The sequence below is a fragment of the Aeromicrobium panaciterrae genome, from assembly GCF_039537165.1.
GTDB lineage: Bacteria > Actinomycetota > Actinomycetes > Propionibacteriales > Nocardioidaceae > Aeromicrobium > Aeromicrobium panaciterrae.
In genome coordinates this window covers 652,009-671,234 of record NZ_BAAAZZ010000002.1, presented here as the reverse complement: position 1 = coordinate 671,234, position 19,226 = coordinate 652,009, and the positions used below count along the sequence as shown (strand labels likewise).

Here is a 19,226-nt window from a genome sequence, read left to right as displayed (position 1 = left end):
CAACCGCAGCACAGTGGCCGCAGGTAATCTGTCGGCATGCTGACCCGTGCACGCCTCGTCGTCCTCGCTCTCGCCGCCCTGGCTCTTGCGGCCTGCGGGAGCATCCATCCCGGTGACGCCGCCGTCGTCGACGGCACGGCGATCTCGATGAAGACGTTCGACACCAACGCCCGCCTGTACTGCGAGCTGTCACTGCGCGGCGCTGCCCAACAGGGCGTGCAGTCGCCGTCGGTCCCCAACGAGGAGGTGCGCCGCCACGCGATCAGCGATCTGGTGACGGTCATCGTCGCCCGTGACCTGGCGAAGCAGAAGGGTGTCACCCCTGACGTGAAGTCCTACAAGCGCAGCTCGGCCGAGATCAAGGCGATCGCCGAGGTGTTCCCCCGGGGTGACGATGCCAAGACCGTGACGACGATCCTCGAGAACGACGCCGAGATCTCCGCGATCGCGATCGCGCTTGCCGAGCAGTCGACCGGCCTCACGCTCACCGATGACAACCAGCAACAGCTGTTCACGACGGGCCGCGAGATGATCGACAAGGCCTTCAAGGACCACGACGTGAAGCTTGCACCGCGCTTCGGCCTGAGCGGCACTCTCAAGGATCTCGCCCCCACCGGTTCGGTCTCGGTGTCCGAGGTCGGCTTCGACGCACCAACCGACGAAGAGCTGCCCCCGGAGCAGCGCTGCGCCTGATGCGCATCGTCGTGCTGAGCCCTCGGGTCGCTCCGGGGATCCTGACGCTGGACGCCTGGGATGCCCTGCGTGACGCGGTGACGGTGCACGCCGCCGAGGACGACCCGCACGTACGCGCGATCGTCGCGTCGGGCATCGCGGTCGAGATCTCCGACGAGCCGCCCGCGTACGCCGACAAGACCGTGTGGATCGCGCCGACGGGCGACGCCGAGTGGGCCCGCGCCGTGGCCGACGACCTGATGGCCGACGAGGCTGACCAGGTCGAGGTCGTCTTCGGCTCCTACGACGTGCCGGGCGGGAGCCTCGTCGACCTCGTCGAGGTGATGGACCGGCTCCGCACCGAATGCCCGTGGACCGCCGAGCAGACGCATGCATCGCTGGCGCCGTACGTCCTCGAGGAAGCACAGGAGACGTTCGAGACGCTCGAGTCGGGCGATTCGGAGCACCTGCGCGAAGAGCTCGGTGACCTCCTGATGCAGGTCGTGTTCCACTCCCGCATCGCGGCTGAAGCCGAAGGCTGGGACATCGACGACGTCACGGCGGGCATCACCGCCAAGCTCATCCGACGCAACCCGCACGTCTTCGCACCCGAGACCCTCGATCACGTCCCGACGACGTCGGCCGAGATCGACGCGCAGTGGCAGCGGATCAAGCAGCAGGAACGCGACGGAGACCTCTCACCCGGCCACGACCACTAGCCCTTGACGGCGATTGCGACCGAGCCGTTCGACGTACGCGTGAACCCGCGGTAGGAGAACTCGATCTGCGGGAGCATGTCGACCCAGGTCAGCCGACCGGGTACGAGGGTCGCCGACTCGCGGGCTCGCAGGTCGAAGGTCAGGTCGAGCGTGTCGCCGCCGTCGAGTGACTGGTGCATGTTGACGACCGCGCTGCCCTTGTCGTCGGGGCTCGACGCCGGGAAGTTCGCGCCCTGGGCACCCAGCTCGAGCGGGAATCCGCCCAGCCGCGTCACGCCGAGTCGGGGGAACCTGACGCCCTCGATCGTCACGTCCCGCGAGCCCTGGTTGACGAGCGTGAGCTCGAGCGTGCAGAGGGCGCCGGGCTTGGTGAACGCCGCGGTTGGCACGACGAACGCCGGCTGGGGGGTGCTGCCGCTCTCTGCGCCGTCGCCGTGCACGATCTCGTACGGCACGACGACCCCGTCGCACGAGAACGATCGCGGGATCGCGTCGATGTCACGCCGGGCATCAGCCGAGGCGAGCGCGTTCAACGACACCACGGCGCCGACGACCAGCGCCGTGACGGCGGTCACGGCGATGACGATGCGCCGACGGCGTGGTTGTTCGGTCACGCGGGCAATCTACGGGAGGTCGGCGCTGCGGGCGAGGCAATCTCGGAAGACTGAGGGCGGCGACTAGGCTGGTCACCGCACGCTTGCAACCGCAGGGTCAATCGCTATCGAGGAGCAGTCTTGGCACGCATCGACGCCGTCGGCGCACGGGAAATCTTGGATTCACGGGGCAACCCGACGGTCGAGGTCGAGGTCGCCCTCGACGATGGCACGATCGGCCGCGCGGCCGTACCCTCCGGCGCATCGACGGGCGCCTTCGAGGCGGTCGAGCTCCGTGACGGCGGCAAGCGCTACCTCGGCAAGGGTGTCCTCAAGGCTGTCGCCGGCGTCAACGACAAGATCGGTCCTGCCCTCAAGGGCTTCGAGGCTGACGACCAGCGCGAGATCGACCTCGCGATGCTCGACCTCGACGGCACGCCCAACAAGGCCAAGCTCGGCGCCAACGCGATCCTCGGTGTCTCGCTCGCCGTCGCCAAGGCCGCTGCCGATTCGGCCAGGCTGCCATTGTTCCGCTACGTGGGTGGCCCCAACGCCCATGTGCTCCCGGTCCCGATGCTCAACATCCTCAACGGTGGCTCGCACGCCGACTCCAACGTCGACATCCAGGAGTTCATGATCGCTCCGATCGGCGCGGAGTCGTTCTCCGAGGCGCTGCGTCAGGGCGCCGAGGTCTACCACTCGCTCAAGTCGGTCCTCAACAAGGAGGGGCTCTCGACGGGTCTCGGTGACGAGGGCGGATTCGCTCCCAATCTCGACTCCAACCGTGCCGCGCTGGAGCTGATCTCCCGCGCCGTCGAACAGGCCGGACTCAAGGTCGGCACCGACATCGCGTTCGCGCTCGACGTCGCCGCGTCGGAGTTCTTCGACCAAGGTTCCTACACGTTCGAGGGCAAGAAGACGTCTGCCGAGGAGATGTCGGCCTACTACACCAAGCTGGTCGCCGACTTCCCGATCGTGTCGATCGAGGATCCGCTCGACGAGGACGACTGGGCCGGTTGGACCACGCTGACCAACGACATCGGCGGCCAGGTGCAGATCGTGGGTGACGACCTGTTCGTGACCAATGTCGAACGCCTCACCCGCGGCATCTCCGAAGGCGCCGCCAACGCGCTGCTGGTCAAGGTCAACCAGATCGGCTCGCTGACCGAGACCCTCGATTCGGTGGACCTCGCGCACCGCCACGGGTTCACCTGCATGATGAGCCACCGCTCGGGAGAGACCGAGGACACCACGATCGCCGACCTCGCCGTCGCGACCAACTGCGGCCAGATCAAGACCGGTGCGCCGGCTCGCTCCGACCGCGTCGCCAAGTACAACCAGCTGCTGCGCATCGAGGAGCTCCTCGGTACGGCAGCCGAGTACGCCGGCACGTCCGCCTTCCCCCGGCTGGCTGTCTGACCCATGGCATCGCGCTCTCCACGCGGAAGGCCCGGCCGGCAACGACCGCCGGGCCAGCCGCGTGGGCGTACGCCGGGTCGTACGACGCAGGCTGCCGCAGCCAAGAAGCCCGCTCGCACCGGAAGCGGTCCGCAGCTGACGACCCGTGCGATCGTGCTGCTGTCGGTCGTCCTGCTGCTGGTCGCTTCGTACACCTCGACGCTGCACGCCTGGTGGGACCAGCGCGGCGACATCCAGTCCACGAAGGCCGAGATCGTGATGCGCAAGCAGGCGATCGAGGACCTGAACGACGAGAAGGCGCGCTGGGAGGATCCTGCCTACGTCAAGCAGCAGGCCCGGGCCCGGTTCGGCTGGGTCATGCCGGGCGAGGTGGGCTATCGGGTGATCGGCGCCGACGGTGTCGTACGCGGTGACGTCCCGACGCTCGACGAGCCGCCGGCGGCCAAGACGCCGCAGTGGTACGACAAGCTCTGGGGCAGCGTGAAGCAGTCCGGCAAGGAGCCGTCCGACAAGAAGCCCGAGGACCCCGACGCGGTGATCAAGAAGCAATGACGATCGCCCAGTCCGACCTCGACGCGATCGAGGAGCAGCTCGGCCGTACGCCCCGCGGGATCCTCGAGATCGCGTCCCGCTGCCCGTCCGGCCACCCCAACGTGGTCAAGACCGAGCCGCGACTCGACGACGGTACGCCGTTCCCGACGATGTTCTACCTGACCTGCGACCGCCTCGCCGGCGAGATCGGCACGCTCGAGGCGTCCGGGCTCATGAAGGAGATGAGTGAGCGGCTCGTCGAGGACGAGGAGCTGGCCGCGCACTACCTCCGCGCCCACCAAGCCTACCTCGCCGAGCGAGAGGCGATCGGGCACGTACCCGAGATCGACGGCATCACCGCCGGCGGCATGCCGTCCCGGGTCAAGTGCCTGCACGTGCTGGTCGGCCACTCGTTGGCCAAGGGTCCTGGTGTCAACCCGCTCGGCGACGAGGCACTCGCGCTGCTCGGCGACTGGTGGACCGGCAACAGCTGCGGACCCGCCTCGGATGACTGAGCCGCGTACCCGGGTCGCCGCCTTCGACTGCGGCACCAACTCGATCCGGCTGCTGATCTGCGACCTGCAGGGCTCGGTCAAGACCGACCACCTGCGCGAGATGAAGATCGTCCGGCTCGGCCAGGACGTCGACCGTACGGGCCGCCTCGCCGACGAGGCGATCGGCCGTACGTTGAGCGCGACCCGCGACTACGCCGAGCTGATCCCGCTGCTCGGCGTCGAGCGGATCGTCTTCTGCGCCACTTCGGCGGTACGCGATGCGTCGAACGGTGAGGCGTTCTGCCATGCGATCGAGGGGATCCTCGGCGTACGGCCGATCGTGCTCGACGGTCCGTCGGAAGCGCGGGCCACCTTCCTCGGAGCGACCCGTGAGCTCTCGCCCGAACGATCGCTCGTCGTCGACATCGGCGGAGGCTCGACCGAGGTCGTCGTCGGCATGGGGGGTGAGATCGAGTCCGGGGTGTCACTCGACATCGGATCCGTACGCCTCACCGAGCGCTTCCTGGCGTCCGATCCGCCGACCGCAGACGAGATCGCCGAGTGCACCGCGTACGTCGACTCACTCCTTGCACCCGTTGCCGCCTTCGCGCCGGTGAGCCGCTTCGTCGGCGTCGCAGGCACGATTACCACCGTCGTCGCGCGCGCGCTCAAGCTCGAGGCGTACGACTCACGGGCGATCCACGGCGCGGAGCTGACGCACGAGACGCTTCGGTCGGCGTGCCGGGAGCTGATCGGCATGACCGTTGCCGATCGTCGAGCGCTGCCGTTCATGCATCAGGGACGTGCCGACGTCATCGGCGGTGGCGCACTGATCCTCGATCGGATCCTCGAGCTGCTGCCGCTCGACACCGACACCATGACCGCCAGCGTGCAGGACATCCTCGACGGCATCGCCTGGATGGCCGCCGAGCCACAGTTAGGCTGAAGCGCGCTCCTGTAGCCCAACTGGCAGAGGCAGACGACTTAAAATCGTCAAAGTGTGGGTTCGACCCCCACCGGGAGCACCGGGCTAGCTGCGCACCGCGACGGCGACGAGGGCGATGTCGTCGCTGGCGATCCCGTCCTGGAACTCGAGCACGTCGGCGAGCACGCCGTTGACCATCAGCTGAGGTGTGCGCGCATGCCTGCGAGCTGACTCCTGCAGCCGCTCGTCGCCGAAGAACGCCGTACCGCGGCGGCCCTCGCTGGAGCCGTCGGTGTGCAGCATCAGCGCGTCTCCGGGCAGCAGCGGGAACGTCGTCGACGTGTAGGACGCATCGTCGAACACGCCCATCAGCGAACCGGGCTCGAACGGTACGTCCGCGATCTCACCATCACGCACCAGCAGCGGGGGAGCGTGGCCACCGGCCGACATCGACACGGTCCAGTCATCACCTTCACGCGTCAGCCGGATCAGCACCACGGTGCAGAACCGGTCGTCCTCGCGGCTCTCCAGCATCACGGCGTTGAGCGTGTGGAGCGCGCGAGCGGGGTCAGCTTCCATGACGGTGACAGCGCGCAAGGTGTGGCGTACGAGCGAGGTCACCACGGCAGCGCGGACCCCCTTGCCGCAGACGTCGCCGAGCACGACGACCCAGTCGTCCGGCCCAACCTGGAACACGTCGTAGAAGTCGCCGCCGATCTGCGACCCGTCACCGGCGGGACGGTAGACCGCCGCCAGGTCGATGCCGTCAATGTTGGGCAGCGCCGGCGGCAGCAGCGTGTCCTGGAGCGTACGGGCGAGGTCGAGTGCCTCGTTCTGGGCGACCTCGGCGCGATGCCGCGCCTTGACCAGCAGTCGCTCGTACTCGCGGCGCTCGGTCGCATCCATGACCGCCAGCCGGATCAGCCGGGGCAGGCCGTCCTCGTAGCGGGCCAGGGTCGCGTTGACCAGGACCGAGAGCGTGCCCTCGGACGCCGTACGAACGTCGAGCGCGATCTCGCGCACCTCGCCCTGGCTGTGGAGCAGCGGGATCAGCTCGGCCTCGTAGTAGTCCGCACCGTCTGAGCGCAGCAGGTCCGGGAAGCGTCTCCGGTCGACCAGGTCGTCACGGGAGTGACCGGTCCAGCGGAGGAACGTCTCGTTGACCTTGACGATGACACCATCGGGCGCGACGGAGAGGTAGCCGACCGGCGCATGTTGGTAGAGCAGCTCCGCGTCGTCGTCGCGGAGCTGTTCGTAGCCAGCCGCCCATTCCCCCGCGGTGTGCATCATGGCTAAAACGTAACCCGATGGAGGTCCAACCGCGGCGCTACGCCGCGCTTGCCCGGCATACTGAGTGTCTAGCGGAGGTGAGGATGGACGCAGAAGCGCTGTTCGACGAGATGGCGGCGAAGCTGGTGCCCCGTGGGGCGTCGACCGGAGCCATGTTTGGCTCGCGCGCCCTGAAGCTCGCCGACAAGGTCTTCGCCACCTCCGGTCAGGGTCGGATCGTGGTCAAGCTCGGCGCCGGGACGCCACCTCATGCGAGTGCCCTGGAGATCGGCGAACCATTCGACCCGAGCGGCAAGGGCAGGCCGATGAAGGAATGGATCGTCTTCGATGACGGCCAGGATCCCACCACGGTGGCTGGCTTCGTCGAGGCAGCGTACGAGCTGGCTCTGAGTCGCCGCGCATGATCTTCTCCTGCCCCGACCCGGCGCTCGATCCACATTTCGCCGACAAGCTCCTCACGCTGCAGCGAGAGGCGTACGCGGTGGAGGCCGACCTGATCGGTGACGACCGGATCCCGCCGCTGCAGGAGGACCACGAGGCGATCGCGGCTCCACGTGTCAACTGGTGCACCGCGTGGGAGGGCGTCGACCTGCTGGGTGCCGTCAGCTGGCACGAGCACGACGACCACCTCGACATCGACAAGGTGATGGTGAGCCCCTCGGCGCATCGACGAGGCATCGCCAGCGAGCTGCTGGCCCACGTGCGCGACGACGCTCACGGACGCGACCTCGTGGTGTCCACGGGACGCGACAACGCTCCGGCAATCAAGCTCTACATCAAGCACGGCTTCCAGCACGTCGAGGACCAGGAAGTCCCGCCGGGCATCTGGATCACCCGATTCCGCAGCAGCTAGGTTCGCCCACATGACCCTTCGTGTGACGGTGCCCGACGCCGCATGGCTCGAGCGGCTCGCCGATCTCGACGACAGGGTCGAGCTCAGCGTCTGGGACTTCGTGACGCCACAGCCCGACGGTCCTGTCGACCTCGCGGTGAGCCCCTATCGCAACTCGACGGACGGCCTGAATCGCATCGACCCATCCCGCATCGGTGTCATCCAGCTGCAGACGCTCGGCTATGACGGCGTACGCGACGCTCTCCCCGTTGGCATCACGGTGTGCAATGCGGTCGGCGTGCACGAGGGGTCGACAGCGGAGCTCGCCGTCGCCCTTCTCCTCGCCAGCGCCCGCCACCTCGACTCGTACGCACGCGAGCAGGGTCAATGGATCCGGCGGTGGGGCACCAGCGTCGCGGACCGGCGCATCATGCTGCTTGGCTATGGGGGCATCGGTGTCGAGATCGAGAAGCGACTCGAGGGTTTCGGCGCCGAGCTCGTACGCGTGGCGGGTCATCGCCGCGAGGACGATCGTGGCGTCGTGCACGGCAACGACGAGCTCGCCGAGCTGCTGCCGAGTGTCGATGCCGTCATCGTCGCCGTGCCGTTGTCGGCAGACACCGCCAGCCTGATCGGTGACGCATTTCTGGATGCGCTCCCTGACAACGCGGTCGTCGTCAATGTCTCGCGTGGCAAGGTGGCGGACACCGATGCCGTCGTGCGCCAGGCGGGTCGCATCAGATATGCCGCGGACGTCACGGACCCCGAGCCCCTGCCCGCAGGTCATCCGCTGTGGGAGGTTCCGGGCACGCTCATCTCGCCGCACGTGGGCGGCATGTCGACGGCGATGCAACCTCGCATCGACGCGGTGGTCCGTCGTCAGATCGACAATCTCCTGGAGGGCCGCGGCCCTGACTCGGTCGTCATCTCGTCGTGAGGCGCCCGCGCCCGAAAGCGCGGACACCTTGGAGTGTCGACTCGTTCAGTAGACCTGGACGCCGTACGCGGCGAGTGCCTCGGTGACCGGCTGGAAGAACGTGGTTCCGCCCGTCGTGCAGTTGCCGCTGCCACCTGACGTGAGGCCGATGGCCTTGGTCCCGTCATACAGTGCGCCGCCGCTGTCGCCGCCCTCGGCACAGACCGTGGTCTGGATCATCCCGCTGACGGTGCCACCGCCCTGGTAGTGGACGGTGGTGTTGAGCGCCGTGACCCTGCCGGAGTGGATGCCGGTGGTGCTACCCCGACGTGTGACGTTCTCGCCGACGAAGGCATTCGCAGCACTCGTGATGTCCTGGCTGCCGGCCGTCCCGGGATAGTTGGTGAACGACGAGGCGTACTGCACCAAGGCGTAGTCGTTGCCCGGGAAGCTCGCCGACTTCGTGTCGCCCAGCAGCGTGGTCCGGCTCGACGTGGTCCACCACCTCTTCTCCGGCTTGCCGCAGTGACCCGCGGTCAGGAAGTAGTGCGTCGTGCCTTTGATGACGTTGAATCCCAGCGAGCAGCGGTACTTCGCGCCGTAGATCGCGTCGCCGCCCGAGGCGGTCGTACGGAACGTGCCACTCACGGTCTGCAGCCGTGCCGTCCCGTCGAGGTCGGCGACCGCGCGCTTGACCGCGGCGAGGCGGCCACCCGTGACGGTGCTGTCGACCGTGACGACGACCTGCCCCGTGGACGTGTCGACGCCCCACGCGGTCCCGGCAAACGCGACGGACCGATCGAGGCTCTTCATGGCCGTCGCGAGCTGCGCCTGACTGGCCGGGCCGTCTGACTTCGCCTCGGCGGGTGCCGTGACCGCCAGGGTCGCCGCCAGGGCGAGTGTGGTGGCAAGTGCGCTGATGCGTCGTGTACGTCGTGGGTTCGTCGTCATGACCGGCTCCTTGGTGGTGGTGCTCTTCCCCCCGAAGTCCCCGTGATTCGGGTGCATGCACCGTCTTCGTCAGCATCCTCCACGCGTCGCCATTCGACAAGTGGTCAGGCGGCCCTGGCGGTCAGTGCTGTGCCGCCCAGGAGATCGCGTAGTCGGCGACCTCTTCCCAACCGTCCTGGCCGACGATGTAGTGCGTACGACCCGGGAACTCCTTGACCTCGACGACACCTGCTTTGTAGGCCTTGGCGTTCTTGCGGTTCACCTTCGGCGGGACGATGTGGTCCTTGCCGCCGGCAATGAACAGCAGCGGAGCGCGGTCGGTCTTCTTGTAGTCGATCTTCGAGTCACCCGTGTTGGTGAAGAGGTTGGCGGCGGACTGCCACAGCGGTTTGCCGGGTCCCGGGATCTGCAGCGCTTCACGTACCTTCTCCGACTCCTCGAGACTCATCTCGTTGGTGAAGGCGTAGTGGAACTGCTTGGCGTTGAGGAGCACGGTCTTGTTGATCGTGAGCGGGTTGCCGAGAATCGGCATCCCGGACTTGATGACGCTCGGCGGCAGCACCGGCACCCCGGCGGACTGCGCCGAGTCGATGGCGACGCCGACCCTTCCGTAGCCGCGGTCGAGCAGCAGCTGGGTCATCAGACCACCGAACGAGTGACCCATGATGATCGGCTTCTCGGGCAGCGCCTCGATGATCGTGGCGTAGTGATCGACCACGGTCTTGATCCGCAGCCCGTTGAGGACCGATGGGTCCTTGCGGAGTCCTTCGATGTCGTCGGTGACGCCGGGCCAACCGGGCACCAGCACGTCGTAGCCCTCGGCCTCGAAGCGGGCCTTCCAGCCGTCCCAGCTCTTGGGTGTCATCCACAGTCCGTGGATCAGGACCACGGTGCCTTTGCTTTCAGTCATGATGCGCTCCTTGGTTTGAAGTAGAATGATCGTTCTGCTTGTGAATCTAGACCTGCCCGGGTCGGAAGTCAAGGGAAGAAGAGAATGATCATTCTGCTAGGGTGGAATGTGTTGAGGAGGACGCATGACGAAGGCATCTGAAGCGCGCGATCGCCTGCTCGCGGCGGCTGGCGAGATCTTCTATCGCGAGGGCATCCACGCCGTCGGCGTCGATCGCCTGGTGTCCGAGGGTGGGGTGACGCGGGCGACGTTCTACAGGCACTTCCCGAGCAAGGACGACCTCGTACGCGCCTACATCGAGCGCGAGGATGCGGCGCTCAGGGCGCTGCTCGAGGCTGGAGCGACGCAGGCGTCGACGCCGGAGGAGGCGCTCGAGCTGGTCATCCAAGGCATCTCGACCGACATCGCGCAGCACCACACGCGGGGGTGCCCGTTCATCAACGCGGCGGCCGAGTTCCCGGACTCGAAGCACCCTGTTCGAGTTGCCGTGAAGGCTCATCGCGAGTGGTTCGAGTCGACGCTGGTCGACCTGCTGACGGACGCTGGCGTGGACGATCCAGCCGCAACGGGCCATGCGCTGGTGCTGCTGCGCGATGCCGCGCTGGTCGGGGCCTACCTCGACGGACCTGACGTCGTCGTACCGTCCTTCGTGTCAACCGCGCACCAGGTCATCGCCGACTGAACCCGGGAGAGGAGAGGTCAGGCCTGTTCGAGGCGCACGCCGGACCAGGCGTCGTCGAGGGGGACGTTCTCGACCGTGTGCCAGCCGTAGTCGGCCACGAGCTGGCCGATCGTCTCGGCCGCGATCTCGGTGCGCCCCGCGACGGGGAAGCAGATCCACACGACCGGGATCGAGCCCAGCTGCGGGAGGAACTCGTCGAGGTCGTCCTCGAGCTGCGCCCGGCTCTCGACGAACAGCACTGCACCGTCGATCAGGTCGGGCTCGTCGTCCTCGTCATCGCTGGTGCGGCGCTCGATCGCCACGGCGCCCTCGGGCAGCGGGTCGAGCAGGGCCGTCTCCTCGACGCTCTGGCCGATCACCCACACGACATAGCCCTCGGTGATCCGGAGCTTCTCGGCGATGGAGGTGTCGGTCATTGCTTCATCCTATGGGTTGGTGCGAACGGCGCTGATGTCGCGAATCGTGCGCCCCTTGTCCAGGCCCTTCTGCTCGAAGCGCGTGACGGGACGTCCTTCAAACCGAGGTGACCACTCGCCACCGTCGAGTCCCGCAGCCGCGGTCACCACGTCGCGCATCTGCTCGGCGTAGTCCTCCCAGTCGGTGGCGAGACGCAGCACGCCGCCGGGCTCGAGGACGCGTACGGCCAGCTGGGTGAACCCGGGTGTGATCAGCCGTCGCTTGTTGTGCCTCGCCTTGTGCCAGGGATCGGGGAACCAGATGCGCAGCTCCCGCACCGATGCATCGGGCAGCATCGTCGTCAGGGCCTCCGGGGCGTTGACCACTGCCAGGCGGATGTTGGTGACCCGCTCGTGCAGCGTCGTCACCAGAGTCTGCGCGACACCGGGCACGTAGACCTCGAGGCCGAGGAAGTCGTGGTCCGGATGCTCCTTGGCGGCGTGCACGAGTGCCTCGCCGCGACCGCTGCCGATCTCGACGATCAGTGGAGCCGTACGGCTGAAGAGCGTGGGCGCATCGATCACGTACGAGGGGTCGACCGACGTGCTGGGCCCGTGCCGGGGTACGTCGATGACGTACTGGTCGGCCGCCCTGTCCCACGCGTTCTGCTGACGTTCGGTGAGCCGCCCTCCGCGCCGGGTGAACGACACCGGGCTGGTGCGATAGGCAGGTGGCTCCACGCGAAGTAGCGTAGACGGCATGAGCGAGCGCATCGAGCGACCCATGGGCGCGGCCATCGAACCCGACACCAAGGACTGGACCTGGGTCCTCTCCGAGCAGTGCCCCGAGTGTGGCCTGACCGCCAGCGACATCGTGCCGACACAGATCGGCTCGCTGGTGCGCGAGCAGCTGCCGCGCTGGCAGTCCGTGCTGGCCCGGCCCGACGCACGACGGCGCCCTTCGCCCGACGTGTGGTCGCCGCTGGAGTACGCGTGCCACGTCCGCGACGTCTACCTGCTCTTCGCCGAGCGGGTCGAGCTGATGCTCGACCATGACGATCCGCAGTTCGCCAACTGGGATCAGGACGTGACCGCGGTCGAGAGCGACTACGGCTCGCAGGATCCCGCCGTCGTGTCCGAGGAGCTCGTCGCAGCAGGCGACGTCGTCGCCCGGGTCTTCGACAACGTCGCCGACGATGCCTGGGACCGCACCGGCCGACGCAGTGACGGCTCGACGTTCACCGTCGCGACCCTCGGTCAGTACTTCATCCACGACGTCGTCCACCACCTCCACGACGTCGACGCCTGATGCAGTGGGACGCGATCGTGCTCGCCGGCGGTCGCGGATCGCGCCTCGGCGGTGTCGACAAGGCATTGCTGGAGCTCGACGGCACGACATTGCTGGCGCGTACGCTCGCCGCCGTGGCCGACGCCTCGCAGGTCATCGTCGTCGGTGACGTCGAGGCGCCCGGTGCGGTGGTCGTGCAGGAGGAGCCGCGGTTCGCCGGTCCGGCTGCTGCTGTCGGCGCCGGCCTGGCCGAGGTCACCTCGCCGTACGTGCTGCTGGTCGGCGTCGACCAGCCGTACGTCGCCGAGGCGATCCCGACGCTCGTCGACCGCTTCGTCGGCGACGGTGTGATCGCGGTCGACGCCGACGGCCGGCGCCAGCACCTGATCAGTCTCCTCGACGCCGAGGCGTTGCGTCGGGCCGTCGCGGCGCGGGGATCGCTGACCAACCTGTCGTTGCGGGCCCTGCTGACGCCGCTCGACCTGGTCGAGGTCGCCGTGCCACGGCGATCGACCCTCGACATCGACACGTGGCACGATCAGGCAACGGCGGAAGGAGCGCGATGACTGACCTCGATGATTGGGTGGCCCACGTCGCCGCCGAGCTCGGAGTCGACGCGACGATGGATGTCGACGCCGTGCTCGACCTCGCCGGGGCAGCGGCGCGCGCTGTCGTACGTCCCGCGGCTCCGCTCACGACGTTCCTCGCCGGACTCGCCGCGGGCCGGGCCGGAGGATCGCCCGACGACATCCGCGACGCCATCGCCCGCACCACGGCCCTGTGCGAGGCCGACTGATGGGTCGGCTCACCCGCCGTACGTCGATCACCCGGTATGCCGACGGCTCGTCGGTGACGCGCGAGGACGCCCTCGCTGTCGAGGAGCCGCTGGAGATCCGCATCGACGGCACCTCGCTGTCGGTGACGATGCGCTCGCCCGGCGACGACTTCGACCTGGTCGCCGGGTTCCTGGTCTCCGAGGCGGTCATCTGGTCGGCGGAGCAGCTCGTGTCGATGCGGTTCTGCGCCGGCACGGACGATGACGGCGTGCAGACGTTCAACGTCATCGACGCATCCCTCAGCGCCGACACGGTGATGCCCGACCTGTCGTTGGAGCGACACGTCTACACCTCGAGCTCCTGCGGCATCTGCGGCACCGCCTCGATCGAGGCGGTGCACAAGGCGGCGCACTTCGGCCGCATCGACGACGACACGACCTGGTCGGCGCAGCTGCTCGGCTCGCTGCCTGATCGGCTGCGTTCGCAGCAGAAGGTGTTCGACCGTACGGGGGGCGTGCACGCGGCAGGGCTGTTCGACGCCGACGGCGAGCTTCTCTGCCTTCGCGAGGACGTCGGCCGTCACAATGCGGTCGACAAGGTCGTCGGATGGGCGCTTCGTGAAGGAAAGCTGCCGCTGCGGGGGACCGCGCTGCAGGTGTCCGGGCGGGCATCGTTCGAGCTGGTCCAGAAGGCGCACATGGCCGGCATCGCGGTGCTGGCCGCCGTGTCCGCCCCCTCTTCGCTGGCCGTCGAGCATGCCGAGTCGGCAGGCATGACCCTGATCGGCTTCAGCCGCGACGGTGCCTTCAACGCGTACGCGGGAGCCCACCGGATCGACTGACGACTCGCCGAAGTGCGTCTGGCGCACTAGTGCGTAGTGCGTGGTACTGTCCCATCCATGGATGCAACTCAGCTGCTCAAAGGCGTGCTCGACGTGGCGGTGCTCGCCGTCGTCGAGGACGAGGACGGATATGGCTACGACGTCGTGCGCAGGCTGCGCGCGAGCGGTCTCGAAGAGGTCGGCGATGCGTCGGTCTACGGCACGCTGCGCCGGCTCTACACCGCCGGCGCCCTGACGTCGTACGTCGTGCCGTCGGAAGAAGGACCGCATCGCAAGTACTACGGCATCAACGCCGAGGGCCGGGCCATGCTCGACGCTCAACGCAAGGTATGGAACGAGTTCTCGACCACCATGAACAACCTGCTGGAGGCATCATGACCACCTCGACCGTCACGCCTGAGATCGTCTCGTTCGCCCGGGGTGTTCGGGCTGCACTCGCCGACCTGCCGGCTGACGAGGTCGACGAGCTCACCGATGGGCTCGAGGCCGACCTCGCCGAGGCGTACGCCGAGGACCTGCAGCGCGAGCTGCCCGATCCGGTCGCCTATGCCGCCGAGCTGCGTCTCGCGGCCGGACTGCCCGTACGCACCAAGGTCAGGCACGGCGCTCTCGGTGCCATCGGCGACAGCCTGCGCGACACCCGTCGCGACATCGGCATCGCGATTCATCGCAACCCGATGCTGAGCGGCATCGCCGACTTCCTCGGGACCCTGCGCCCGGTTTGGTGGGTGCTCCGCGCGTGGCTGGCGACCTGGCTGGTCGCCGCATTCTTCGGCAGCGAACAGGGCTACTGGTTCGGCGGTACGGGCTGGTTCTTCGTCCTGGCAGCCTTCATCGTGGTCAGCGTGCAGCTGGGCCTCGGGCGGTGGCAAGGTCGCGGCATTGCCACGTTCGTGCTGATCGGCAATGTCGTCGCGATCCTGGCGCTGCCGATCGTCAAGGCTGCCGCCGACAACGGAGGCTCTGACCGCTACACGATTGGCTTCCAGGACGGTGTCAGCGCTGCTGATCCGGAACAAGTCAGCGGACTGACGATCCAAGGTGAGCCAGTGACCAACATCTTCGCCTATGGAGCTGATGGCAATCCTCTGAGAAACGTCCAGCTGTTTGACCAGAGCGGCCACCCGATCAACCTGTTCGGAGACAGTACGGAGGATGGCGTCCCGTGCGCGGGTGAGTCTCAGGACTGCTCGGAACTGGTTCAGCCGGCGACCCTCGAAACCGGACAGACCACGTTCAACCTCTTCCCTCTCGGTACCGTCCCGTCCCAATGGGATGACTCTGAGGGTGCGAGCGTCCCGATACCTGGTGCCAAGGCCACGTATGGTCCTGCCCCGTTCGTGAAGGTCCCTGCGGTGATGCCCGGGCCGAAGGTGCAGCCGACTCCGTAGATCGGGAGCAAACACGGGCTCTGCTGCGTTGTATAGAGTGAATGAACCGACTCCATAGCGGAGCCGACATCCCACGGAGGGACACATGAAGAGCAGCAACCCCGTCTTCGCCCGCAGCGCGGAGTTCAACGGCAAGGGCACAGCCACTGCCAGCGACCCGTCGCAGTGGCAGATCGACCTCAACGGCGAGGGCACGCCGACCCACACGGGCCGCGGAACCGGCCGTATGACGATGGACAACGTCGTCGAGAAGACCGCGATCTCGCTCGGCCTGCTCATCGTCGCCGCAGCCATCACCTGGTTCGTCATCGGTGACCTCAACACCGGTGACGTCAGCGCCGACGACGCCGCCTACAGCAAGGCGTTCATCTTCGCGATGGGCGGTGCGATCCTCGGCCTCGTCCTGTCACTGGTCAACTCGTTCAAGAAGGTCATCAGCCCCGCACTCGTGATCGCGTACGCCGTGGTCGAGGGCGTCTTCGTCGGCGCGTTCTCCAAGGTCGTCGCCGAGATGGTCGGCGAGCCGTCGATCGTGTTCCAGGCGGTTCTGGCCACGATGGTTGCCTTCGCAGGCACCCTGTTCGCCTACAAGTTCTTCAACATCCAGGTCACTGACAAGTTCCGCAAGGTTGTGACGATCGCGATCTTCAGCTTCGTCGGCGTCATGCTGATCAACTTCGTCCTCAGCATCACCGGTGTGCTCGACAATGGCGGTCTGCGTGGCTTCAACACGCTCGGCTTGTTGGTGTCGGCAGCGGCGGTCGTGCTGGCCGTGCTGATGCTGATCATGGACTTCGACTACGTCGAGCGGGGCATCGCAGCCCAGCTTCCGGAGCGCGAGTCCTGGCGTGCTGCGTTCGGCCTGACCGTGACGTTGGTCTGGCTCTACATCGAGCTGCTGCGCATCCTCGCGATCCTTCGCGGCGACAACTAGCCACAGACACAGACGATGGCCGGTCCCTTCGGGGGCCGGCCATCGTTGCCTGTCTAGGAGCGGGTGGGTGTCAGCCGACGGCGGCGCAGCACCCGGGCCAGTCGGCCGTTGCGCGTGACCTGGGTGCCGGGCTGCTCGGAGGCGCGAGCTGCGGCGTCGGCGAGCGACATCACGTGGAGCGGTTCGCCCGCGTCGATGACGTCCTGCTGCGGGTCGTTGAGTGACGCGGCAACAGCCGGTATGAGGACCGAGACCATGTTGGCGTAGCCCGCCGCCGAGGGATGGAACCGGTCTTCGCCGAACATCGTCTCGCGCTGCTCGTTGAACAGCCCGCCGAGGAGGTCGCCGAGAGACACGACGCGGCCGCCGGCTCGCACGACCGAGATCGTCTGCTGCTTGGCCAGCCGTCGGCTGAGCTGGCGGGCGACCTCGCGCAGCGGCTGCCGGATCGGACGGACCGTGCCGAGGTCGGGGCAGGTGCCGACGACGACCTGGCAACCCTCGGAGGTCAGCCGGCCCACCACGCCGGCGAGCATGCGGGCCGAACGGCGCGGGGGGACGCGGTGTGTGACGTCGTTGGTGCCGATCACGATCACGGCCACGTCAGGCTTGAAGTCGTTGGCGAGCTCGAGCTGGGCCGGGAGGTCGGAGGTCTGCGCGCCGACCACGGCGTGGCAGCGCATCTCGACCTGGGCGCCGAGGACATGGGCGAGACCCACGCCGAGCAGTCCGCTCGGCGTGGTGTCGGCGGACGTCATGCCATAGCCCACGGCGGCGGAGTCGCCGATCACGAGGCACCGGATCGTACGTCCCGAGCCGTCGCCGTAGAGTCCGTCGGGCGTCGGAGGACGCTCGTCGGTCGTGCCGATCGCGCGTCGCGCGAGCAGCGCCTCGCCGATCAGGAACGCGTAGAAGCTCGACACGGTTGCGACTCCACCGCCCACGGCGAGGGTCGCGACTTTGCGGGTGCGTGTCATGTGTCCAATTTTACGCCGCGCCCATGACGGATTTGGGCATATGCCGAGGTCAGGTGCCCCAGGCACAACATAAGGTGATCTCGTGCGCCGCGACTACGTCCCCAATCTCCGTGACATCGGCGGCATTGCAGCGGGTGACGGGGGCGAGGTCGCCCCCGGCCGTGTCCTGCGCAGTGCCATGCCGTCGGCCAAGGACCTCGTGCCCGAAGGGATCGCGTGGCCGCCTGCCGTGGTCATCGACCTGCGCTCCGAGGGTGAGAGTGAGTCGATCCACCCCCTCGCACCACAGGGTTCGCGCATCGTCAACCTGCCGCTGCTGAGCGCGCTTCGCCCCGACCTCGCCCCGCCCCAGGACCTGCACGGGCTCTATCTCCTGGTCCTCGACCACGCCTCCATGTATCTCGTGGAGCTCGTACGTGAGGTTGCCTCAGCCAGCGGAGCGACCCTGATCCACTGCGCCGCCGGCAAGGACCGCACCGGCATATCGATCGCGCTGCTCCTGCGTCTCGTCGGTGCGTCTCGCGAGGACATCCTCGCTGACTACCAGCTGACGGAGGAGGCGTCCCAGGCGATCGGCGCCCGGCTGCACAAGCTGCCCGGCCGCAAGCATCGTGCCGCGCTGCCGCCGGCATTCCTCGAGGTGTCGACCGAGGCGATCGAGGGCGTGCTCGACGTGTGGGACCAGCACGAGGATGGCGTGCACGGATGGTTCAGGAGCATCGGCGGAGACGATGACCTCGTCGAGAAGCTCCGCCGTACCCTAGTCCGATGAGCGCGAGTTCCACAGGCCTGCAGGATCGCCTGATCGAGTCGCGCCTCGTACCCCTCGGCGGCGTACGTGGTCTCTCGGTGCACCGCACGCTTCCGCTGCGCGGGCTGCCGACGGTCGGACCGTGGTGCTTCGTCGACCAGTTCGGCCCGACGTTCTCGCGCATGGACGTCCTGCCGCATCCGCACACAGGACTGCAGACCGTGACCTGGCCGCTGGTCGGAGAGATCCGCCACCGCGACAGCCGGGGCAGCGACGTGGTGCTCAAGCCCGGCGAGCTCAACCTGATGACCTCCGGCGACGGCGTCTCGCACTCGGAGTTCTCGATCAGCTCCAAGCCGACCGTCATGCACGGCATCCAGCTCTGGGTGGCGTTGCCCAACTCCCGTCGCCTCGGGCCGTCCAACTTCGAGCACCTCGCCAACCTTCCCACGGTCGAGGGCGAGGGTTGGAAGGGCACCGTGATGATGGGGGAGTACGCCGGCGCCGCGTCGGCGGCCAAGACCTACTCCCCGATCGTCGGCGTGGAGCTCCGCCTTCGGCCCGGCCGCTCGCGCATCCCGGTCGAGCCCGGGTTCGAGCACGCGATCCTCGCGGTCGACGGGATGGTGCTGGTCGACGGGGCCATCGACCTCCCGCACCGCGAGATGTACTACTTCGCACCCGGCAGGTCCGAGGTCGTCGTCGAGGTACGGTCCGAGACGATCATCCTGCTGATCGGCGGGGAGCCGTTCACCGAGCAGCTGCTGATGTGGTGGAACTTCATCGGCCGCACGCACGAGGAGATCGTCGAGGCACGCAACGACTGGGAGTCCGAGAGCGAGCGCTTCGGCTTCGTCGACGGGCACGACGGCCTGCGGATCCCGGCTCCGCCGATGCCCAACGTACGGCTTACTCCGCGGCGACGCAGCCGATGAGGCT

26 protein-coding genes and 1 tRNA gene are annotated in these 19,226 nt (G+C 67.7%); 20 read left to right on the top strand and 7 right to left on the bottom strand.

Going from position 1 to position 19,226, the window contains the following annotated elements; genetic code table 11:
• Positions 1-36 precede the first annotated feature (36 nt).
• Positions 37-693, top strand: a complete 657-nt coding sequence (locus ABD683_RS03840; RefSeq protein WP_344767457.1) for a hypothetical protein — start codon at positions 37-39, stop codon at positions 691-693.
• A complete protein-coding gene (locus ABD683_RS03835) occupies positions 693-1,391 on the top strand; it encodes a MazG nucleotide pyrophosphohydrolase domain-containing protein (RefSeq protein WP_344767455.1) in 699 nt (232 codons plus the stop codon). The genes ABD683_RS03840 and ABD683_RS03835 overlap by 1 nt, the downstream gene beginning before the upstream one ends.
• Here the strand turns inward: ABD683_RS03835 and ABD683_RS03830 are convergent.
• Positions 1,388-2,005 (bottom strand): hypothetical protein, encoded by a 618-nt coding sequence (locus tag ABD683_RS03830; RefSeq protein WP_344767453.1) that lies wholly within the window; start codon positions 2,003-2,005, stop codon positions 1,388-1,390. The genes ABD683_RS03835 and ABD683_RS03830 overlap by 4 nt on opposite strands.
• A 120-nt stretch (positions 2,006-2,125) precedes the next feature.
• On the opposite strand from ABD683_RS03830, the gene eno reads away from it, so the two are divergent.
• The 5 genes from eno to ABD683_RS03805 all read left to right on the top strand — a co-directional run bounded on the left by eno (position 2,126) and on the right by ABD683_RS03805 (position 5,453).
• Positions 2,126-3,403, top strand: a complete 1,278-nt coding sequence (gene eno, locus ABD683_RS03825; protein ID WP_344767451.1) for a phosphopyruvate hydratase — start codon at positions 2,126-2,128, stop codon at positions 3,401-3,403.
• 3 nt (positions 3,404-3,406) lie between these two features.
• Complete coding sequence (locus ABD683_RS03820; RefSeq protein ID WP_344767449.1) at positions 3,407-3,955, top strand: FtsB family cell division protein; 549 nt, start codon at positions 3,407-3,409, stop codon at positions 3,953-3,955.
• Positions 3,952-4,449 carry a DUF501 domain-containing protein gene (locus tag ABD683_RS03815; protein WP_344767447.1) on the top strand — a complete coding sequence of 166 codons (498 nt, stop codon included), beginning with the start codon at positions 3,952-3,954 and terminating at the stop codon, positions 4,447-4,449. Before ABD683_RS03820 ends, ABD683_RS03815 begins: the two co-directional genes overlap by 4 nt.
• Entirely contained in the window at positions 4,442-5,374 is a 933-nt protein-coding gene (locus tag ABD683_RS03810) for a Ppx/GppA phosphatase family protein (RefSeq protein ID WP_344767445.1), read from the top strand. Before ABD683_RS03815 ends, ABD683_RS03810 begins: the two co-directional genes overlap by 8 nt.
• Positions 5,375-5,379: 5 nt before the next feature.
• Positions 5,380-5,453, top strand: a tRNA-Leu gene (locus ABD683_RS03805).
• Between the two features lie 5 nt (positions 5,454-5,458).
• Here ABD683_RS03805 and ABD683_RS03800 read toward each other — a convergent pair.
• Complete coding sequence (locus ABD683_RS03800; RefSeq protein ID WP_344767443.1) at positions 5,459-6,643, bottom strand: PP2C family protein-serine/threonine phosphatase; 1,185 nt, start codon at positions 6,641-6,643, stop codon at positions 5,459-5,461.
• An 83-nt stretch (positions 6,644-6,726) separates the two neighbouring features.
• Here ABD683_RS03800 and ABD683_RS03795 point away from each other — a divergent pair, with 83 nt between their 5' ends.
• The 3 genes from ABD683_RS03795 to ABD683_RS03785 are packed head-to-tail and all read left to right on the top strand — an operon-like array spanning position 6,727 to position 8,412.
• Positions 6,727-7,047, top strand: coding sequence for a hypothetical protein (locus ABD683_RS03795; protein WP_344767441.1), 321 nt, complete (start codon positions 6,727-6,729; stop codon positions 7,045-7,047).
• A complete protein-coding gene (locus tag ABD683_RS03790) occupies positions 7,044-7,496 on the top strand; it encodes a GNAT family N-acetyltransferase (protein WP_344767439.1) in 453 nt (150 codons plus the stop codon). Before ABD683_RS03795 ends, ABD683_RS03790 begins: the two co-directional genes overlap by 4 nt.
• Positions 7,497-7,506: 10 nt before the next feature.
• Positions 7,507-8,412, top strand: coding sequence for an NAD(P)-dependent oxidoreductase (locus ABD683_RS03785; protein WP_344767437.1), 906 nt, complete (start codon positions 7,507-7,509; stop codon positions 8,410-8,412).
• Positions 8,413-8,457: 45 nt separating this feature from the next.
• Here ABD683_RS03785 and ABD683_RS03780 read toward each other — a convergent pair whose 3' ends face one another.
• The gene (locus ABD683_RS03780) at positions 8,458-9,342 is read right to left on the bottom strand and encodes a S1 family peptidase (protein ID WP_344767435.1); all 885 of its coding nucleotides are present in this window, start codon (positions 9,340-9,342) and stop codon (positions 8,458-8,460) included.
• Between the two features lie 121 nt (positions 9,343-9,463).
• Positions 9,464-10,252 (bottom strand): alpha/beta hydrolase, encoded by a 789-nt coding sequence (locus ABD683_RS03775; protein ID WP_344767433.1) that lies wholly within the window; start codon positions 10,250-10,252, stop codon positions 9,464-9,466.
• Positions 10,253-10,376: 124 nt separating this feature from the next.
• Between ABD683_RS03775 and ABD683_RS03770 the strand changes: the two genes are divergently transcribed.
• On the top strand, positions 10,377-10,934 hold the full coding sequence (locus tag ABD683_RS03770) for a TetR/AcrR family transcriptional regulator (protein WP_344767431.1): 558 nt from the start codon (positions 10,377-10,379) through the stop codon (positions 10,932-10,934).
• A 17-nt stretch (positions 10,935-10,951) separates the two neighbouring features.
• On the opposite strand, the gene ABD683_RS03765 is transcribed toward ABD683_RS03770, so the two are convergent.
• Together ABD683_RS03765 and trmB are read right to left on the bottom strand one after the other, a co-directional pair.
• Positions 10,952-11,350 (bottom strand): hypothetical protein, encoded by a 399-nt coding sequence (locus ABD683_RS03765; RefSeq protein WP_344767429.1) that lies wholly within the window; start codon positions 11,348-11,350, stop codon positions 10,952-10,954.
• A 9-nt stretch (positions 11,351-11,359) separates the two neighbouring features.
• Positions 11,360-12,070, bottom strand: coding sequence for a tRNA (guanosine(46)-N7)-methyltransferase TrmB (trmB, locus tag ABD683_RS03760; protein ID WP_344767427.1), 711 nt, complete (start codon positions 12,068-12,070; stop codon positions 11,360-11,362).
• Positions 12,071-12,089: 19 nt separating this feature from the next.
• On the opposite strand from trmB, the gene ABD683_RS03755 reads away from it, so the two are divergent.
• The 7 genes from ABD683_RS03755 (at position 12,090) to ABD683_RS03725 (ending at position 16,559) form a co-directional block, all read left to right on the top strand.
• Complete coding sequence (locus tag ABD683_RS03755) at positions 12,090-12,638, top strand: DinB family protein (RefSeq protein WP_344767425.1); 549 nt, start codon at positions 12,090-12,092, stop codon at positions 12,636-12,638.
• Positions 12,638-13,183: a molybdenum cofactor guanylyltransferase gene (gene mobA / locus ABD683_RS03750; RefSeq protein ID WP_344767423.1), complete on the top strand. Its 546-nt coding sequence runs from the start codon at positions 12,638-12,640 to the stop codon at positions 13,181-13,183. The genes ABD683_RS03755 and mobA overlap by 1 nt, the downstream gene beginning before the upstream one ends.
• On the top strand, positions 13,180-13,413 hold the full coding sequence (locus tag ABD683_RS03745; RefSeq protein ID WP_344767421.1) for a DUF6457 domain-containing protein: 234 nt from the start codon (positions 13,180-13,182) through the stop codon (positions 13,411-13,413). The genes mobA and ABD683_RS03745 overlap by 4 nt, the downstream gene beginning before the upstream one ends.
• Positions 13,413-14,234 carry a formate dehydrogenase accessory sulfurtransferase FdhD gene (fdhD, locus tag ABD683_RS03740; protein ID WP_344767420.1) on the top strand — a complete coding sequence of 274 codons (822 nt, stop codon included), beginning with the start codon at positions 13,413-13,415 and terminating at the stop codon, positions 14,232-14,234. Before ABD683_RS03745 ends, fdhD begins: the two co-directional genes overlap by 1 nt.
• 57 nt (positions 14,235-14,291) lie before the next feature.
• A complete protein-coding gene (locus ABD683_RS03735) occupies positions 14,292-14,612 on the top strand; it encodes a PadR family transcriptional regulator (RefSeq protein ID WP_344767418.1) in 321 nt (106 codons plus the stop codon).
• On the top strand, positions 14,609-15,625 hold the full coding sequence (locus tag ABD683_RS03730; protein ID WP_344767416.1) for a hypothetical protein: 1,017 nt from the start codon (positions 14,609-14,611) through the stop codon (positions 15,623-15,625). The genes ABD683_RS03735 and ABD683_RS03730 overlap by 4 nt, the downstream gene beginning before the upstream one ends.
• Before the next feature lie 85 nt (positions 15,626-15,710).
• Complete coding sequence (locus ABD683_RS03725; RefSeq protein ID WP_344767415.1) at positions 15,711-16,559, top strand: Bax inhibitor-1/YccA family protein; 849 nt, start codon at positions 15,711-15,713, stop codon at positions 16,557-16,559.
• Between the two features lie 53 nt (positions 16,560-16,612).
• Here ABD683_RS03725 and ABD683_RS03720 read toward each other — a convergent pair whose 3' ends face one another.
• Positions 16,613-17,536: an SGNH/GDSL hydrolase family protein gene (locus ABD683_RS03720; protein WP_344767413.1), complete on the bottom strand. Its 924-nt coding sequence runs from the start codon at positions 17,534-17,536 to the stop codon at positions 16,613-16,615.
• Between the two features lie 82 nt (positions 17,537-17,618).
• Between ABD683_RS03720 and ABD683_RS03715 the strand changes: the two genes are divergently transcribed.
• Positions 17,619-18,308 carry a tyrosine-protein phosphatase gene (locus ABD683_RS03715; protein ID WP_344767411.1) on the top strand — a complete coding sequence of 230 codons (690 nt, stop codon included), beginning with the start codon at positions 17,619-17,621 and terminating at the stop codon, positions 18,306-18,308.
• Positions 18,305-19,222: a pirin family protein gene (locus ABD683_RS03710; protein WP_344767409.1), complete on the top strand. Its 918-nt coding sequence runs from the start codon at positions 18,305-18,307 to the stop codon at positions 19,220-19,222. The genes ABD683_RS03715 and ABD683_RS03710 overlap by 4 nt, the downstream gene beginning before the upstream one ends.
• Positions 19,223-19,226: the final 4 nt, after the last annotated feature.

What these genes read in the sequence shown, in the direction of transcription:
- ABD683_RS03725 (WP_344767415.1), top strand. Translation starts at nt 15,711, where the DNA reads ATGAAGAGCAGCAACCCCGTCTTCGCCCGCAGCGCGGAGTTCAACGGC.
- ABD683_RS03770 (WP_344767431.1), top strand. Translation starts at nt 10,377, where the DNA reads ATGACGAAGGCATCTGAAGCGCGCGATCGCCTGCTCGCGGCGGCTGGC.
- ABD683_RS03745 (WP_344767421.1), top strand. Translation starts at nt 13,180, where the DNA reads ATGACTGACCTCGATGATTGGGTGGCCCACGTCGCCGCCGAGCTCGGA.
- ABD683_RS03820 (WP_344767449.1), top strand. Translation starts at nt 3,407, where the DNA reads ATGGCATCGCGCTCTCCACGCGGAAGGCCCGGCCGGCAACGACCGCCG.
- ABD683_RS03785 (WP_344767437.1), top strand. Translation starts at nt 7,507, where the DNA reads ATGACCCTTCGTGTGACGGTGCCCGACGCCGCATGGCTCGAGCGGCTC.
- ABD683_RS03730 (WP_344767416.1), top strand. Translation starts at nt 14,609, where the DNA reads ATGACCACCTCGACCGTCACGCCTGAGATCGTCTCGTTCGCCCGGGGT.
- ABD683_RS03755 (WP_344767425.1), top strand. Translation starts at nt 12,090, where the DNA reads ATGAGCGAGCGCATCGAGCGACCCATGGGCGCGGCCATCGAACCCGAC.
- fdhD (WP_344767420.1), top strand. Translation starts at nt 13,413, where the DNA reads ATGGGTCGGCTCACCCGCCGTACGTCGATCACCCGGTATGCCGACGGC.
- mobA (WP_344767423.1), top strand. Translation starts at nt 12,638, where the DNA reads ATGCAGTGGGACGCGATCGTGCTCGCCGGCGGTCGCGGATCGCGCCTC.
- ABD683_RS03800 (WP_344767443.1), bottom strand. Translation starts at nt 6,643, where the DNA reads ATGATGCACACCGCGGGGGAATGGGCGGCTGGCTACGAACAGCTCCGC.
- ABD683_RS03835 (WP_344767455.1), top strand. Translation starts at nt 693, where the DNA reads ATGCGCATCGTCGTGCTGAGCCCTCGGGTCGCTCCGGGGATCCTGACG.
- ABD683_RS03780 (WP_344767435.1), bottom strand. Translation starts at nt 9,342, where the DNA reads ATGACGACGAACCCACGACGTACACGACGCATCAGCGCACTTGCCACC.
- ABD683_RS03765 (WP_344767429.1), bottom strand. Translation starts at nt 11,350, where the DNA reads ATGACCGACACCTCCATCGCCGAGAAGCTCCGGATCACCGAGGGCTAT.
- ABD683_RS03775 (WP_344767433.1), bottom strand. Translation starts at nt 10,252, where the DNA reads ATGACTGAAAGCAAAGGCACCGTGGTCCTGATCCACGGACTGTGGATG.
- ABD683_RS03710 (WP_344767409.1), top strand. Translation starts at nt 18,305, where the DNA reads ATGAGCGCGAGTTCCACAGGCCTGCAGGATCGCCTGATCGAGTCGCGC.
- ABD683_RS03735 (WP_344767418.1), top strand. Translation starts at nt 14,292, where the DNA reads ATGGATGCAACTCAGCTGCTCAAAGGCGTGCTCGACGTGGCGGTGCTC.
- ABD683_RS03720 (WP_344767413.1), bottom strand. Translation starts at nt 17,536, where the DNA reads ATGACACGCACCCGCAAAGTCGCGACCCTCGCCGTGGGCGGTGGAGTC.
- ABD683_RS03815 (WP_344767447.1), top strand. Translation starts at nt 3,952, where the DNA reads ATGACGATCGCCCAGTCCGACCTCGACGCGATCGAGGAGCAGCTCGGC.
- ABD683_RS03795 (WP_344767441.1), top strand. Translation starts at nt 6,727, where the DNA reads ATGGACGCAGAAGCGCTGTTCGACGAGATGGCGGCGAAGCTGGTGCCC.
- ABD683_RS03810 (WP_344767445.1), top strand. Translation starts at nt 4,442, where the DNA reads ATGACTGAGCCGCGTACCCGGGTCGCCGCCTTCGACTGCGGCACCAAC.
- ABD683_RS03840 (WP_344767457.1), top strand. Translation starts at nt 37, where the DNA reads ATGCTGACCCGTGCACGCCTCGTCGTCCTCGCTCTCGCCGCCCTGGCT.
- ABD683_RS03790 (WP_344767439.1), top strand. Translation starts at nt 7,044, where the DNA reads ATGATCTTCTCCTGCCCCGACCCGGCGCTCGATCCACATTTCGCCGAC.